A 15,330-nucleotide genomic window follows, 5' to 3' on the forward strand; every position below is an offset into this window, starting at 1 on the left:
ACTGCCCGGCAGACTATGTCAGGCAGTGGCAGCGGCGCATGGGCCAGATGGGTCCCCGGCCTGCGCCGGATGGCCTATCCGTCCACCGCGGCCCGCCTCGCCCCGATCAGCCAGGTCTCGGCCAGTGCATAATCCGGGCGTTCGGGCAGCCGGGTGCGCGCATACGCCTTATCGAAGGCCCGGTGCAGCTCCAGTCGCCAGCGATTCGTCTCTTCCCAGTTCAGTTCACCCGATTTGACGGCCAGCAGCGCGGCGCGGTGTTCGCCCACATCGACCAGAACCTCGCCAGTGTTCAACACGTGAATACCGCTGAGCAGCAATCTCAGCAGATGCATGACGTGCTTGGGGCGGATGTCTCCGTGGTTCCGCCGGTCCATTTCCAGCCGCTTGAACTGGCCCATCACGTAGCCGCCGTAGGTCTGGTAGACCAGCTGACTCAGCAAAGCGCCCCGGATGTTCAGCAGGGCCTGGGCAACGGGCGTGACCGTCAGCACCTGCGGGCTGTACAGCACTTCGAGCACGTTGGGATTGGCCTTGAGCGCCAGCAGCAAGAATTTGCGCGCCTCCCAGTACACCTCCTCGCCGCGCTCCAGTTGTTCAGGCACGTCGCCCAGACCCCAGTGCGCTGTGGCCGGCGGCAGGTAAAAGCCGCGCAGATCGGTGTCGCTGTCTGCCGTATCCAGCCCGAAGGCGCGGCTGCCCATCACGCAGCGGTACTGGACATGGGGAAAGTAGTCGGTGTGGTTGACCGGCAGGGCCTCGGCTTCCTTGCGGCGTACCCCCAGATGGACGCGGTTGATGGCCAGCAGCGCGCCGTCCGGGAACTGCACGTCGTAGATGCTGGAGCTGCCCTGGGCCGGCGCGCGGGCCACCACCCCTACCGCTCCCGCTGGACGATCGCCCTGCGGCGTGCGAAGCGTAACGCTGGTGCCGGGGGGCAAGGCCGAAGCAGAGGGGAGAGGCGGCATGGGGTCTCAATCTAACGTCGCGCGCTGAGGTGAGAGGAACCGGAAGCTCAGGTGGCCCCTGTGCCTCTAGGCGGCATGCCATCAGGTGGAAGAGCCTACTGATTACATGAGTAGCCGATAAAGAGTATGTTGAACTGCGACCGCCTCACGTTGAATATGGCTCCATCCAGCCCTCTTCTGGAAACTGCTTTAGGAAGCGTGACCCAGACCTTCTGCATCACTCATCCGTGCCCCGAATGGAGAACTGTATGTCCAAGAAAGCTGCGTCCGCCCACAAGCTTCCGGTCTTCTCACGCGGCCTCGCGCTGGCCCTCTCCCTGGGCCTGTCGCTTGCGGGCGCCCAGGACGCGCGGCAGAGCACACTGGTGATCGGCGGGGATTTTTCCGACCTGATCACGCTTGATCCCGGCGTGTCCTACGAGTTCAGCGGCTCGCTGGTGGCAGGCAACCTTTACGACACGCTGGTGATCTACGAAGGCAACGATCTCAAGACCCTGAAACCCCGCCTGGCATCGAGCTGGAAGGTCACGCCCACGGCCACTGGATCACGCATTATTTTCAAGCTGCGGGACGCCAAATTCAGTACCGGGCGCCCCGTGACCGCCGCCGACGTGATCTATTCCCTGACCCGCGTCATTGCACTGAAAACGCCATCCAGTTTCCTGCTGACCGATGTGGCCAACATCACCGCCAAGTCCCTGAGCGCCCCCGACGCCAAGACGGTGGTGATGGATATCCCCAAAACGGCCAACCCCAATATTGTGCTGGCGTTGCTGACCTTCAACGTGGGCGGCGTGGTGGACTCGACGGAGGCCAAGGCCCACGAGACGAACGGAGATTACGGCACCGCCTGGCTCAAGGATCACTCGGCGGGCAGTGGGCCATTTATGCTCAACCGCTGGGACCGCAGCGCGCAGGTCGCGCTGGATGTGAACCCCAACGCTTTTCGCAAATCACCCAACATCAAGCGCGTGATCCTGCGCTACATGCTCGAATCGGCCGCGCAGCAAAGCTCTTTAAATTCAGGCGAGATCGACGTGGCCTGGGACTACACGCCCGACGCTTTCAAGGCCGCCCAGAGCAATCCCAAACTCAAGACCCTCAAAACCGATACCTTTCAGTTGCAGTATCTGGGCATGAACTCTGCCAAGGGCTCGCCCTTCGAAGACCCCCGCGTGCGCGAGGCGGTTCGCTACGCCATCGATCAGGACGGCATCATCGCCAGTTTGCTGCAGGGCCTGGGCCGCAAGACACAGACCATCATCCCCATTGGGCTGGCTGGTTCGGACCCCAAGATCTACTACCCCTACAATCCTGCCAAAGCCAAACAACTGCTTGCGGCGGCCGGCAAAGCGGGCGGCTTCAGCGTGGATTTCCTGGTCAGCACCGGCTCGTGCGCGGGCGGGGTGCCGTGCCAGGACCTCGCGGCCAAGGTGCAGTCTGATCTTGCCAAAGTCGGCATCAAGGCCAACATCCGTCAGATGGTCAACTCGGAGCTGCTTACCGCCTACCGCGCCCAGAAAGCCCAGCTGATCCAGGTTGCCTGGAGTCCTGATTACCCCGACGCCGACGGCAACGGGACCCCACTCAGCGACTACGCCGCCAAGTCGCTGGCCTGGCGCAACAGCTGGGAAAATGCGGCGGCCAGCAAGCTGGCACAGGCGGCGGCCATCGAATCCAACAGCACCAAGCGACTGGCGCAGTATGGGCAGCTCACCGCGCTGCTCGCCAAGGAAGGACCCTACGCCATCCTGTTTCAACCGTACAAGCCCGTGGTGGTCCAGGCAGGCATTTCCGGCTTCAACCGCAATGCCAACGGCGACGTGCAGTTCGAAAAGATCAGCAAGAAGTGAGCTCGGGTGAGGATGAGGGTGACCCCAGATGGCAGGGGCCGCCCCATCCCCTATGATTCTCGATTTCGGCTCTCCAGACAGTGTGGGTCTGGGGCCATATGAGGGCCGTAGCCTTTCAGACCCCACGGCGTTGCTGCAAGAGCACAACGTTGGAGAGATGATTCAGGCCCAGAGGAGAACCTTTGCTGACCTACATTCTGCGCCGCCTCGCTTTGATGGTTCTGGTGCTGTGGGGTGTGACCCTGGGCGCCTTTCTGATCTCGCACGCGCTGCCCTCTGATCCGGCGGCGGCGGCCATGGGCAACAACGCCCGCGAGGAACAGCTGGCCGACTTCCGCGAGCGTAACGGCCTGAACAAGCCGCTGGCGACGCAGTACGTGATCTACATGGGCCAGCTGCTGCGCGGTGATATGGGCACCTCCTTGCGGACCCAGAACGGGATTGTCAACGATTTGCGGGCCTTCTTTCCGGCGACGCTGGAGCTGACGCTGGTGGCTGTCGTTTTCGCGTTGTTGATCGGCCTGCCGCTGGGGGTGATCGGGGCCCTGTATCAGGGGCGGCCGCCAGATCTGCTGGCCCGGACCTTCGCGCTGCTGGGCGGAGCAACGCCTGTGTACTGGCTGGCGATTCTGGCACTGACCCTGTTTCACGAGCGCCTGGGCTGGTTGCCGGGGCCGGGCCGCCTGGATGTCTACAGCCTGGCTCCGCCCACCCATACGGGACTGGTCCTGATCGACAGTCTGCTCGCCCGTGATCCGGCCGTGTTCTGGGACGCGCTGCGACACCTTATCCTGCCCGCACTCGTCCTGGGCGCCTACTCGGCGGCGCTGCTGACCCGCATGACCCGCAGCGCACTGCTGGAGGTCCTCTCCCAGGATTACATCCGCACGGCGCGCTCCAAGGGACTGAGCTCAGCGCGGGTCATTGGCAAGCACGCGGTTCGCAACGCGGCCCTGCCGGTGCTGACGGTGTTGGGCAGCCTGTTCGGCAGCCTGCTGACTGGCGCGGTCCTCACGGAGACGATCTTTTCATGGCCTGGCATCGGCGGCTACGCCACCACTTCGGCGATTAGCCTGGATTTTCCAGCGGTGATGGGGGTGACCCTGATTGCCGGGCTGGCCTATTCGGTGGTTAATCTGCTGGTGGATCTGGCATATGGCTTCTTTGATCCCAGGATCAGTTTTTCATGACTGCCATCCTGACGGCTGAAAGAGGGACGGGCAGCGCGGTCTGGCGGCGCTTCCGGCGAAACAGCGGGGCCATGATCGGGTTGGTGCTGTTGGTGGCGCTGGTGGCGGTGGCACTGCTGGGGCCACTTCTGGGCGGCAGCCCCAGCGCGCAGGATCTGGCGGCGCGGCTGTCCCCGCCATCGTCGACACACCTTCTGGGCACCGATCAACTGGGCCGCGACGTGTTGGCACGCGTGCTCAGCGGCGCGCGCATCTCGCTCGGCCTTGGCGTGAGCGTCATGCTGGCCTCCCTGCTGGTGGGTTCGGCAGCGGGCCTGGTGGCCGGGCTGCTGGGCGGCTGGTGGGACGAGGTGATCATGCGCGTCACCGATATTTTCCTGGCGTTTCCTGGCCTGATCCTGGCCATGGCCATCTCGGCGGCGCTGGGACCGAGCCTGACCAACGTGATGATCGCCGTGGCGCTGGTGTCGTGGCCCACTTACGCCCGCCTGATCCGCGCCCAGGTGTTGGCCCTGCGTGAGCGCGAGTTCGTGGAGGCTGCCCGCGCCCTGGGCAGTTCGCAGGGCCGCGTGGCCTTCCGGCATCTGCTGCCCAATTCGGTGGCTCCGCTGCTGGTGCAGGGTAGTTTCGACGTGGGCAACGCCATCCTGACCGCCGCTGGCCTGGGCTTTATCGGCTTCGGCGCGCAGCCGCCCACGCCGGAGTGGGGCGCGATGGTCTCCGAGACCCGCAATTACATTGGACAGGCCCCGTGGGCGTCCAGCGTCCCAGCACTTGCCATCCTGATCACGGTGCTGGCCTTCAATCTGCTGGGCGACGGCCTGCGCGATGTGTTCGATCCGCGCAAGGGGCTCTGAAATTCAAGAGATCTGAGGAGATTCTGTCATGAATTGGGATCCGTGGGGCACTCGCGCGGGTCCTGGCCCACTGGAGCCAACGCTGGAACGAGCTCTCCCACCGGGCTCTGATGGGCCCTTGCCTCCCAGGCGCCGCCCTGCCTCGCCCCGCCTGGGCTGGTGTGCCGGTGCGGCGTCTGACCGGGAGACCGGGACAGCAAGTCAACCTCGGCGCTGAGATTGACGGGCTGGCAAGAGGGCAGGTGTATACGCGCCCGGGGGATGTGTGAGGGCAGAAAGAAGACTGGCCGATCAGCTCAGCGCAATGCCTTTGTGATCCTCCTGCTGACCTACAGGCCTTCGGATTGATCACCCGCTGGCTCCCGGAATTTTGAGGCTTCCTTGAAGGCGTAGTCAAAGGGCGCTCAGCGGACCCGCTCAAATGCACTTCGGCGTGTGCTTCTCGGTCCATTCACCACCGTGTAGTGGCCGCATGCCGTTCCATCAGACGCTTGATCCGACCCCCAAGAGACCCCCAGCATGCCTTTCATCCCCTCGCCTCATGGGGTGGCGAGAGTGTATGGAGCATTCTTCACCCCCACCCTCAGGAGGAACCCCATGGTCCTTTCAGCCCGTCAGCTCAGCCACGAATTGCGTGAAGTCCAGACGCCCGACCTCACCCGCCGCCGCTGGATCATCGGCCTGTCGCTGCTGGGAGCCGCGATGGGGCAAATTGTCTCGCTCTACCAGACCGGCATCATCCGCCACCTGCCCGATCCACCGCTGCCGATCTTCAACTCGGACCGGGTGGACGCCTCAGAATACGGCTACAAGCGCCTGCAGACTTCCGACGCCCTGATGATGGTTGTGAACTACGGCGTGACTGCCTGGCTGGCCGGGGCCGGGGGCAAGGACCGGATGACCAGTCTGCCCCTGCTGCCGGTTGCGATGGGCCTCAAGGTGTTGGGTGACACGGCCTTTGCCATAGAACTCGGGCGTGAAGAATGGCAGGAAAACAAGGCGCTGTGCGTGTACTGCCAGGCTGCCACCCTCGCTTCTCTGGCTTCGCTGGTCCTCGCGGTGCCCGAGACCCGAAAGGCCATCCGGAACCTGTTGAGCCGCTGGTAGCGCGCAGGACTCGTGGCCTGAGCTGCCCTATTCTCTTCTGCTGCGCTCCGCTTGGAATTGCGGCAGTGGCGGCACCCTGAGCCGCGCCTCTGGTGCCGATCTCGTGGTATCGGGCTTCGGTCAGGGTGTGAATGGGAGAATCACACGTGAGAAGCAGGGGACAATATCTGCCCCTTTGTGCCTTCGCTCGTGACCTTTAATTCGCTTTGCCCTAGAGCCGCTTTCTCACTGCCATTGCGCCGCACCAGGGACCAGTGGCGATTGAACGGGCTGATGGCTCTGAGTGCCGGAATTGTGCCGAGGTTCGGTGCTGGACTCAGATCGCTGCATTCTCCACTCTTTCCTGGTATTCCAACGGCAGTACATTCGCTACGATCGCTTTGATGCGGATGCCGCGCACTTGGCTGGTCTGGTGAAGCGAGAGATGCTGTTCGCGAACGCTTCGTTCATGCTGTAAATGCTGGAGGGCCGCTGCGGCCTCCCCCTGTTTCAGCAGGAGATCCACTAACTCGCTGCGGGCCCGCAGCTCTAGCTCCAGCAACTGTCGCCTTGAGGCAAGATCCAGAACTTTCTCCAGTCCTGCCCGGGCACCTTCGGCATCTCCCCGTGCAGCCTGATTTTCCGCAGCGTGCACTGTGGCCCATCCCCAGGCTTCGGGCAGACGATCCGGATCCAGGAGGGAGGAAGCCAGGAGCTGTTCGTACAGTTGTGACGCTTCCACAGGAAAACCGGATTTGTTCTTGGCCCGTGCTAACACTCCAAGCGCGAGCGCCCCTATGTTCGGCTGCGAGCTGAGCTGAGCAGCTTGCATACTCTGGAGAGCACAATCAACGGCCAGATCGATATCACCAGTCTCCAGGGCGGTGTCAGCCAGATTGTACAGACAGTTGGCGAGTCCTTCTTGCGCCCCAGCGCCGGTGTACAACCCAGTAGCCTCCCGGAAAGTGTCCATGGCTTGCTCGGGTTGATTCAACCGGGCTTGAATGATCCCGAGATTTGTTCGGGCATTTGCTTCTCCCACGGTGTCGCCGAGCGTGGCGGACAGTGCGTTTGAGGCCTCACACAGATGTTGCGCATCTTCTTGAAGTTCGACCGCACTGAGAACCCCGGCCAGCAGATTCAGGCCATCACGTTCGAGGGTTAAGTCGGCGTGGGTGCGGGCGACTGCTATGACGTTGCTGAGCAGCAGCGCTGCCGCTTCAAAATCACTTGTGTCCAGGCAGGCGAGCGACTGGTTGTGCTGCACGTAGGCGCGTCCCAGGTCATCGTCGTACTCGTCAACCAGGACGGAGGCGGCCTCGGTCAGGGCCTGTGCCAGCACAGGATGGCTGCGTCTCTTGTCCCAGGCTTCTTGAATCAGTTCCGTCAGGCGAATCTCCACGCCCTCCGGGAGGCGACGGCCAGAGAACCCCTGCTCTTTCACAGCCTTTCTCGTGGGCATTGGCAGCACGACGCTGCCACCTTCGTCCAGCAGAACTCCTGGGGCAATCAGGTGCTGGTCTTCTTGAACGTTCAGGCGTTGCAATTCGCCGCTGCGGATCATCTCGCCAAAGGCCTGAACCACCTGAGGATCAAACTGTCGACCCGCCTGGGACTCGATTTCCAACAGGGCCGCCTCAGGTGTCCAGGGCTCTTTGTAGGGACGTTCACTCGTCAGGGCGTCATACACATCTGCAACCGAGACCAGCCGGCCACTGATGGGAATGTTCTCCCCAGCCAGTCCATGTGGGTAACCACGTCCGTCCCAACGCTCATGGTGGGTCAGCGCGATTTCTTCGGCGACCTGGAGCAGTTTGGAACGGCCACCGGAGAGAATTCGTCCGCCAATCAGCGTGTGCTGCTTCATCATCTCAAACTCTTCAGGCGTGAACCGGCCAGGTTTGAGCAAGATCGCGTCCGGAATCCCGATTTTCCCCACGTCATGAAGGCGGGCTGCCAGGCGGATCATGTCCACCTCGGCGGTGGGCAGGCCCAGCCGCTCAGCCAGACGGGCAGTGACGTGACCCACACGGAAGGTGTGTTGGCCGGTCTGGTCATCGCGGTACTCCGCTGCTGCTGCGAGCCGCGTGACGATCTCTACCTGCGCAAATTCCAACTCCTGCGTCCGTTTCTGGACCGCTGCTTCCGCGTCCTCTCGGGCGCGTTCGGACGCTTCCCGAAGCAGGCGCTGTGTGTCGGCCTCCATGTTCGCTTTTTCAACATCGAACCGCGCCTGATGTTCACTGATTCGCGCAGCCTCGTGTTCAGCGTGGTCCGCCCGCTCCGACTGGAGCAACTCCTCGAAGAGGACAGCACTCCGCTGATACTCGCCGAGTTGTCGGCTGGTACGGGCCTGGCCCTCCTTGGCCTGCAAGACCTCGCTTTTCAGACCGGCGGTCGCCGCGTGCTGTCCCGCCTCCCCATAGAGGCAGGACGCTTCCTCGGCATTGCCCGATCGTAAGGCGAGGTGGGCCAGGCTCAGGGTGGCCCAGACTCGGACCAGAACGAGTTGCAGCTCTGAAGCGATGGCTAGGGCTTTGCGACTCATCTGAGCGGCCAGTTCGTCGTCTCCCAGGGTGGCGTAGACGCGTCCAAGACTGTCGAGGACCTCCGCTTCCTCTTCCCGTGCCCCGATCTGTTCGGCCAGGGCCAGCGCCTTGAGGTATCCGGCGATCCCGCGTTTTAGGTCTCCGCGGTCCCGAGCCACGTCGGCGAGGGCCACCCGCCCCGCCAATTCCATACGCTGGTCGCGGTTACGTTGAACCGTCTCAATCCCTTCCTGCAGATATCGGTCTGCCTGGTCGAACAGCTGCATAGAACGGTACAGAGCGCCAACATTGATCAGGCAGGCCCCCAGCTGCCGCTCCAGGGATTGGCCTGAAGAATGGATAAACGCCACACAGGCGAGGAAATACTCGAGGGCGCGCCCCGCGTTCCCAGCCCGCTGATGCAGCAGGCCCAGATTGTTGAGGCTGCCGGCGTAACCGGGCGCATCGTTGATCTCCCGGCGCAAGGTTGACGCGCGTTCCAGGGAGGCGATGGCGTCGTTCAGTTCGCCATGCCGCAGCTGCATGCCACCCTGAAGGTTGTGTGCGTGAGCGACCACTTCCCATGCACTGCACCCTGAAGCTTCCTGGATCAGGGGTCCTACCAGGTTGTTAAAGGCGCACACGTCGTTTGTGTTCATAAACACGCGTAGCGCGATGAGTTTCGCCTGGCACCCTCTTTCTGACTGTTGGGAGGCAGCGAAACATTCTGCGGCTTGAAGAGCAGAACGGATGGCGGTGTCTGCTTCACCCAATTCCAGAGCCCGCTGAGCCGCTTCAAAATGCGCTTCCGCACGAATGGCGGGAGCATCCTGGTTTGCAGCGGGCATCAGCGCCTGTTCAAGCGCGTGACGGGGGTCAGCCATGGTCTGCAGCAGGTTGAGTCGCTCTGGAATGGGGGATTCATCTGGCATGGGGTCCTTGGCACACGGCGTTGCAGAGGGGCGTGAGATCATAACTTGCGCAGCGATCCCCGAAAAAGGGTGTCGCTGCGCGGAAAGTCCCTGCCTTTAGAGTGCCATTCTGGTTCTCACAGAACGTTTACAGCTGCCAGTGTTATTTCAATGAAGCCATAAACGCGGCGATGTTGAGTTGACCGTAGCCCAACGTTGAGGTTCCGGGTTGAAGTGACGCAGTATTAACGGCGTCCACGTTGGTGGCATGGGCGGTCAGCCGGCTAGCAAGATTGATACTCGTGTTTCCATGTTCGCCAAGGGCAAGTGCCAGTGCGCCGCTGACCATGGGGGCCGCGAAGGACGTTCCGCGCCATGTTGCGAAGTGGTTGCCCGGATAGGCGGTGACGACGGCTTCCGCAGGAGCGAGGACTTCGAGGTCTGGGCCGTAACTGGAAAAGCTGGACCGTACGCCGTCCGTATTTGAGCTCCCGACTGACAGGGCATACGCTGCGGCGTTGCCGCTGCGGGCTGTCCGCGCGGGGTAGAGGACGGGGCTGTTGCCCGTGTTCCCGGCAGAGAGGACAACGTAGACGCCAGCGGCAGCGGCATCAGCCAGAGCGGCTTCAAGGTCGGCATCCGGTGCACTGGCCACCGATGCGTTGATGATCTGAGCACCGTGCTGTACAGCAAACCGGACAGCGGCAGCGATTTCCCGGGTGTCACCTGTGCCGTCAGGCTGGAGTGCCCGGAGCGGCATGATCACCGCGTTGGGAGCGACCTGCAAGATAATGTCTGCGACGCCAGTGCCATGCCCGAACGCGACATCGCCAGGACGGCCCCCTTCCTGTGGAAGTCCGTCCATCTCCAGGAAGTCCTGACTGGAGGAGCTGAGGTGGCCGTTAAAAGCAACGTGCTGCAGGTCGATGCCCGAGTCAATGACGGCAACTGTCACGCCCTGCCCGAGCTGGGGTGCACCCTGCTGCCCCTGGGAGAGCCCAACCGATTGCCAAAGAGGGGTGTTGGCCGTGAAGGTATTGTTCGGACCACTGGAGAGGGTCGACGAATCAAGTGCGGCGTTCCACTCACTCGGTGAGGCCGTTACGAAGGCACCAGCTGTGACAAAGGCGCCAGCCGTCACGAAGGCACCAGCGGTGACAAAAGCTCCAGCGGTGACGAAAGCTCCGGCGGTGACGAACGCACCAGCGAGGGCATGAAGGTTTGACGAGCCAATGCTCTGTTCCGTCTGGGCGCCAAATTCCGGTATGACAGCAATACCGCTCGAACGGGTGATGTCGGGAGTCGTACCGCAGGCCACGAGTGAAGCACTGAGGAGCAGCCAGCGAAGGGCTGGTTTTAAAGTCGTACGCATGTGGTTACCTCTGCACTGAGACAGGCGCCTGGCGCACCTGGAAGGATCGCGTGGCCCAAGACTTGTACCCTGATTTGTTCTTCATGAGAGAACGTTCAAGCCTTGTGGCTGTGAGGCGGGAGACCAACGGGGACGCGCCAACTGCATGTGTTCCTCCATGAGACAGTCGTTAAGTAAGCCTAAATTGTCGGCTTCGAGTAAAGGTTAATTGAAAATTCTCACCGCTTCTCTAAGATTTTTCACACTTATGGCGCTACCTGGCTTCACAGCAAGCGACGGTTTTAGCGAGTTGCCGGGGTGCATGATGTTGTGCTGATCGGCTGTAAACTCCCCGGCTCCCGTTACCCCGATGCAATCATTGGGTACGCTGCCACTGCTCTCCCAGGGGTTCACCGTCATTGCCTGGGAGATCAAAGCACTCTTGCTCGGACGGGGCGACGCCGTCACCCGCGAGCCCATCCATGGCTGGCGCATCAACATTAGTGACCTCTTCCCCCAAGGCCTCCCTCACTGGGAACTCCCTAGGGCGTGTCCGCAAACCAAGAAAGCAGTGCAAAAATGACGTGTGGTCCGGCGTTACGAATTGACTGATGAACAGTGGAGCCAGCTGGCTCCACTGCTGCCACCGCAACGACCTTGGACGGGCCGCCCTGGCCTGGATCACCGCACCGTGCTGAACGGCGTCCTCTGGATCACACGCTTCGGGAGTGCCTGGCGTGATCTGCCCGAACGCTACGGCAATTGGAAGACAGTGCGTTCTCGGTTCTACCGATGGCAGCCGCAGGGCCTCTGGGCACAGTTGCTCACCCGAGTGCAGGAACGTGCAGATCATGCCGGCCAGGTCGAGTGGAATGTCCACATGATCGATCGCACCATCGTGCGCGCTCATCAAAGTGCAGCAGGTGCAAAAAAGGGGACGGCGATGAAGCGCTCGGCCGGTCACAAGGCGGATTCGGAACGAAGAGCCACCTGAAGTGTGATGGCCGGGGACGGCCGCTCGCCTTCCTCCTCACGGCTGGGCAACGCCACGGGATGTTGAAGTTCGAGACGTTGCTCGATGCCGATAAGATCAAACGGCGGAGTCGGGGCCGGCCCCGACTCCGCCCCACCATGGTCCTGGCGGATCGGGCGTACAGCGGTGACAAGGCATACCGGCTGTGCCACGGACGAGGGATTCGTCTGGTCGTTCCTCCGAAACGAGGCCACAAGCGGCCACGTGTACGTCCTTGAGCGGTTGGTCGGGCGCCTGAAACGCTCAAGGAGAATTGCAACCTGGTTTGAGAAGCGGGCGTGTGACTATGAGGCGATGGTCACCATCGCCTGCGTGATGGAATGGCTTTGAGGGTTTGCGGACACACCCTAGGCTCTCCTGCCTTTCGTGCTGGTCACCAGGACATTCTCCAAATTTCGCTGGCGCTGGTTGTGGTGAGTGGTTGGGAAGGGGTGACGCGGTGGTCAACGGTCTGGAACTCTGACGCGCACCGCTGGGAGCTGGGGATCGGAACAACGCAGGTTCTCGTGGGCTCTTCATCAGGTGGCCTTCCGCTACGGGAGACACTCACACTTCAAGAGCAGCGCTCCACCTCTCATGCCCAGTCATTGACGCAGGCAACCAAATTACGTCCCACACCCTGAGTTCCCATAGGTTTGAGAGACCCGTCTGGCGGATGAGGCGCCCGGGCTAGCGTCGATATTCGCAATGTGTCCGAGCCAACCCCCACGTCTTGGTTCCAGTAACTTACCTCTGCTAGACCAGAGTCGTGCTGTGCCAGGACATCGCGTTCGCTCAGGCGCAACCGGTGGTGTTGCCAAAGGGCTTACTGAATGATGGATACCGGAAAGCGGTGATAGGCCTTTCGATTGGTTACGGCTGATCCGCCTCCTGCAGTACAGGTAGGCGGGCAGCGCCCTTCCTATTTCCGTGGCAGGTCTTCAGTTGCTCGACAGGACAGGGCGCGCCGGACGCCTGATGCCCTGGACCAGTCCTGCAGCCGCAATAGAAAGCGCCGCAGAGACGATGAAGGCCGCACCGTACGATCCCAGCGCGTCGCGCGCCACACCGCCCAGCCATGCGGCCAGCGCTGCCCCGATCATGTGCGCGCAGAAGACCCAACCGTACACGGTGCCGACGTTGCCGCGTCCGAACTCGTCGGCCACCAGCGCCGTTGTGGGCGGCACCGTCGCGATGTAATCCAGTCCGAAGAGCACGGCAAAGGCCACCAGACCCACTCCCGGCGGAATGAACAGCAGGGCGGCCAGACTCAGGCCCCGGAACGCGTAGTACGCGCCCAGCAAAAGCCGGGGATCGTAGCGGTCGGTCAGCCAGCCGCTGGCTATCGTTCCCACGAAGTTGAAGACCCCCATCAGCGACAGCATGCCTGCTGCATACGCAGCGGTGAGACCCGCTTCCGTGCAGTACGCGATGAAATGCACGCCGATCAGACCGTTGGAGGTGGCTCCGCAGACAAAGAACGTGACGGCCAGCAGCCAGAACTGGCGGGACCGCAATGCCCGGCGCATGATGCCCGGTTCAGACTGCACCCCTGGCACCGGGGCCCCCGGTGCCAGACCCAGGGGCTGTGCACCGACATCGGCGGGGCGGTCCCGTAACAGCAGCGCGGCAGGCAGCGCCGTGATCAGGGCAAGGCCGCCGATGACCAGCACGCTCTCCCGCCAGCCCAGCGCGCCCACCAGGGCCGTCAGCACCGGCAGGAAGATCAGTTGTCCGGCGGAACTGGCCGCCCCAAACAGGCCCATCACCAGGCCGCGCCCGCTGACGAACCAGCGGTTGGCGATGGTCGCCCCCAGGACGCTGCCCACAATGCCGGTACCTAGTCCGCTGAGGACCCCCCAGACCAGGTGTAATTGCCACACTGAGCTAATTAAGGCGCTGCCCGCGAAGCTGGCTGTGATTACGAATAGGCCACCTGCCGTCACGCGGCGCGGCCCGAAGCGGTCGATCAGGCCGCCGCTGAGCGGGCCGCCCAGCCCAAACATGACCAGTCCCAGGGAAGCGGCCAGGGACAAGGTGGCGCGCGAGACGCCGAGGTCAAGCTGCATGGGCAGTAGAAAGACGCCGGGGGCCGAGCGGGCGCCAGCGGCGAGCAAAATGACCAGTGCGGCAACGGCCACTACGGTCCACCCGTAGAACCGGGCCGGGCGGACGTTGGGCACACGCTGAGTAGACGCGATCTCCTGGGGACCAGTGACCTGTTGGGAGTCTTGCGGCGACATGATGGAAACACTACGCGATGTCCCGGCGCAGCTTCTTGCAAAAAATTGCTCGCCGCCGTCCTCTATCCTGGGCGGGTGCCTCAGGACTGCTTACCGCACCAGGAACCCCTGAAGCGGGACGAGGCGCGGCTGTGGCGTGTGCCCTATCTGGGCGGCCTTGACGTACTGCAGGCCCGTTTTGTGAAGCAGGCATTCACCCGGCACACGCATGAGGAGTTCACGGTGGGGGTGGTGCAGGGCGGCGCGGCGGCGTTCTGGAACCGGGGGGCCGAACATGTTGCCCCGGACGGCAGCATCATGCTGATCAACGCGGATGAGGTGACCACGGGCCGCTCCTTCACGGAGGGTGGCTACATCCATCTGGCGCTGTATCCGAGCGCCGAGCAGTTTCGCATGGTGGCCGAGCAGGTCACAGGGCGGCCTGCGGTAGCCCCTCACTTCGCGCAGAGTGTGGCGGCGACGCCGCAGCTCGCGCGCCGCCTGGTCACCGTCCACCGCCTGCTGATTGATCCGGCCGCCTCCCTATTGACCCGGGATACGGCGCTCCAGGGTGCGCTGGCTGCGCTGGTCACGACGCTGGGCGAAGAACGGTTGTCGCTGCCACGGGTGGGTCGGGAGCGGGCAGCGGTGCGCGAGGTGCGGGCGTACCTGGAGGAGCAGGCTGGGGCGGAGGTGTCGCTGGAGACGCTGGCCCGGCTGGCGGGCCTCAGCCCTTTTCACCTGGTGCGCGTGTTCCGGCAGGAAGTGGGGCTGCCGCCGCACGCCTATCAGGTTCAGATGCGTTTGAGGCGAGCGCGGGGCTGGCTCGCGGCGGGGCGGCGGCTGGCAGAGGTGGCGCTCGAAGCGGGCTTCAGCGACCAGAGCGCGTTTTCAAATCAGTTCCGGCGGCATGTTGGGGTGACGCCAGGTCAGTACGCGCGCGCCTTCGCCCAGATAGGCTGAGCTGTAACGGCCGTAAGCCGTTGTGGTCACCGTTTTCCCTCAGCCTCAGTGCCTTCGTGCTGTGCCAAGGCTCCCCATGCAGCTTGCGTATCGTTGAGCAGATCCTTGACGAGCGCGGCAGCCACGAGACCCTGCGCCCACCCAACACTCAGTTCGCTCCGCTCATGGCTAAAGGACTGCGCCACTGGGAGGGAGGTCCCTCGACGAGATCATCTTCAGGTTGGCGGACTCAAACACTGGTGGTAGCGGGCGGTGGCTGAGTCCGGGGACGTGTTGGGTGCCCTCCTCCAAAAAGACCGCGACACCGACGCGACCGGGGCGTTCTTGATCCACAGGATCTGGGAGCAGCACTTCCCGGAAGCTATTCATAATGACCGCTCTGCAACTCC

The 15,330-nt window shown here is 63.0% G+C and carries 11 protein-coding genes; 7 read left to right on the forward strand and 4 right to left on the reverse strand.

Annotated elements, in window-relative coordinates; genetic code table 11:
- Window positions 1-74: 74 nt before the first annotated feature.
- Window positions 75-968: a nucleotidyltransferase domain-containing protein gene (locus tag HNQ08_RS14620; protein WP_184133571.1), complete on the reverse strand. Its 894-nt coding sequence runs from the start codon at window positions 966-968 to the stop codon at window positions 75-77.
- Window positions 969-1,216: 248 nt separating this feature from the next.
- On the opposite strand from HNQ08_RS14620, the gene HNQ08_RS14625 reads away from it, so the two are divergent.
- The 4 genes from HNQ08_RS14625 to HNQ08_RS14640 all read left to right on the forward strand — a co-directional run bounded on the left by HNQ08_RS14625 (window position 1,217) and on the right by HNQ08_RS14640 (window position 5,975).
- Window positions 1,217-2,821 (forward strand): ABC transporter substrate-binding protein, encoded by a 1,605-nt coding sequence (locus HNQ08_RS14625; protein WP_184133573.1) that lies wholly within the window; start codon window positions 1,217-1,219, stop codon window positions 2,819-2,821.
- Window positions 2,822-3,003: 182 nt separating this feature from the next.
- Window positions 3,004-4,011 carry an ABC transporter permease gene (locus tag HNQ08_RS14630; RefSeq protein ID WP_184133575.1) on the forward strand — a complete coding sequence of 336 codons (1,008 nt, stop codon included), beginning with the start codon at window positions 3,004-3,006 and terminating at the stop codon, window positions 4,009-4,011.
- A complete protein-coding gene (nikC, locus tag HNQ08_RS14635; protein WP_184133577.1) occupies window positions 4,008-4,868 on the forward strand; it encodes a nickel transporter permease in 861 nt (286 codons plus the stop codon). The genes HNQ08_RS14630 and nikC overlap by 4 nt, the downstream gene beginning before the upstream one ends.
- Before the next feature lie 597 nt (window positions 4,869-5,465).
- Window positions 5,466-5,975 carry a vitamin K epoxide reductase family protein gene (locus tag HNQ08_RS14640; protein ID WP_184133579.1) on the forward strand — a complete coding sequence of 170 codons (510 nt, stop codon included), beginning with the start codon at window positions 5,466-5,468 and terminating at the stop codon, window positions 5,973-5,975.
- Window positions 5,976-6,291: 316 nt separating this feature from the next.
- Here the strand turns inward: HNQ08_RS14640 and HNQ08_RS14645 are convergent, their stop codons facing one another.
- Complete coding sequence (locus tag HNQ08_RS14645; protein WP_184133581.1) at window positions 6,292-9,027, reverse strand: HD domain-containing phosphohydrolase; 2,736 nt, start codon at window positions 9,025-9,027, stop codon at window positions 6,292-6,294.
- 529 nt (window positions 9,028-9,556) lie between these two features.
- Window positions 9,557-10,765, reverse strand: a complete 1,209-nt coding sequence (locus HNQ08_RS14650; RefSeq protein ID WP_184133583.1) for a S8 family peptidase — start codon at window positions 10,763-10,765, stop codon at window positions 9,557-9,559.
- A gap of 565 nt (window positions 10,766-11,330) precedes the next feature.
- On the opposite strand from HNQ08_RS14650, the gene HNQ08_RS27935 reads away from it, so the two are divergent.
- Both HNQ08_RS27935 and HNQ08_RS27940 read left to right on the forward strand, forming a co-directional pair.
- Window positions 11,331-11,738: an IS5 family transposase gene (locus HNQ08_RS27935; RefSeq protein ID WP_342355700.1), complete on the forward strand. Its 408-nt coding sequence runs from the start codon at window positions 11,331-11,333 to the stop codon at window positions 11,736-11,738.
- The gene (locus tag HNQ08_RS27940; RefSeq protein ID WP_280527594.1) at window positions 11,735-11,995 is read left to right on the forward strand and encodes a transposase; all 261 of its coding nucleotides are present in this window, start codon (window positions 11,735-11,737) and stop codon (window positions 11,993-11,995) included. Before HNQ08_RS27935 ends, HNQ08_RS27940 begins: the two co-directional genes overlap by 4 nt.
- 702 nt (window positions 11,996-12,697) lie before the next feature.
- Here HNQ08_RS27940 and HNQ08_RS14660 read toward each other — a convergent pair.
- Window positions 12,698-13,999 (reverse strand): MFS transporter, encoded by a 1,302-nt coding sequence (locus HNQ08_RS14660; RefSeq protein WP_184133585.1) that lies wholly within the window; start codon window positions 13,997-13,999, stop codon window positions 12,698-12,700.
- Window positions 14,000-14,074: 75 nt separating this feature from the next.
- Here HNQ08_RS14660 and HNQ08_RS14665 point away from each other — a divergent pair, with 75 nt between their 5' ends.
- Window positions 14,075-14,941, forward strand: a complete 867-nt coding sequence (locus tag HNQ08_RS14665; RefSeq protein WP_184133587.1) for a helix-turn-helix domain-containing protein — start codon at window positions 14,075-14,077, stop codon at window positions 14,939-14,941.
- The last annotated feature ends 389 nt before the right edge of the window (window positions 14,942-15,330 follow it).

The sequence above is a fragment of the Deinococcus humi genome, assembly GCF_014201875.1.
GTDB lineage: Bacteria > Deinococcota > Deinococci > Deinococcales > Deinococcaceae > Deinococcus > Deinococcus humi.

Excerpts from the sequence above, each read along its gene's own strand:
- HNQ08_RS14645 (WP_184133581.1), bottom strand. The coding sequence starts at position 9,027 with ATGCAGCTGCGGCATGGCGAACTGAACGACGCCATCGCCTCCCTGGAA.
- HNQ08_RS14650 (WP_184133583.1), bottom strand. The coding sequence starts at position 10,765 with ATGCGTACGACTTTAAAACCAGCCCTTCGCTGGCTGCTCCTCAGTGCT.
- HNQ08_RS14660 (WP_184133585.1), bottom strand. The coding sequence starts at position 13,999 with ATGTCGCCGCAAGACTCCCAACAGGTCACTGGTCCCCAGGAGATCGCG.
- HNQ08_RS14620 (WP_184133571.1), bottom strand. The coding sequence starts at position 968 with ATGCCGCCTCTCCCCTCTGCTTCGGCCTTGCCCCCCGGCACCAGCGTT.
- HNQ08_RS14625 (WP_184133573.1), top strand. The coding sequence starts at position 1,217 with ATGTCCAAGAAAGCTGCGTCCGCCCACAAGCTTCCGGTCTTCTCACGC.
- HNQ08_RS14640 (WP_184133579.1), top strand. The coding sequence starts at position 5,466 with ATGGTCCTTTCAGCCCGTCAGCTCAGCCACGAATTGCGTGAAGTCCAG.
- nikC (WP_184133577.1), top strand. The coding sequence starts at position 4,008 with ATGACTGCCATCCTGACGGCTGAAAGAGGGACGGGCAGCGCGGTCTGG.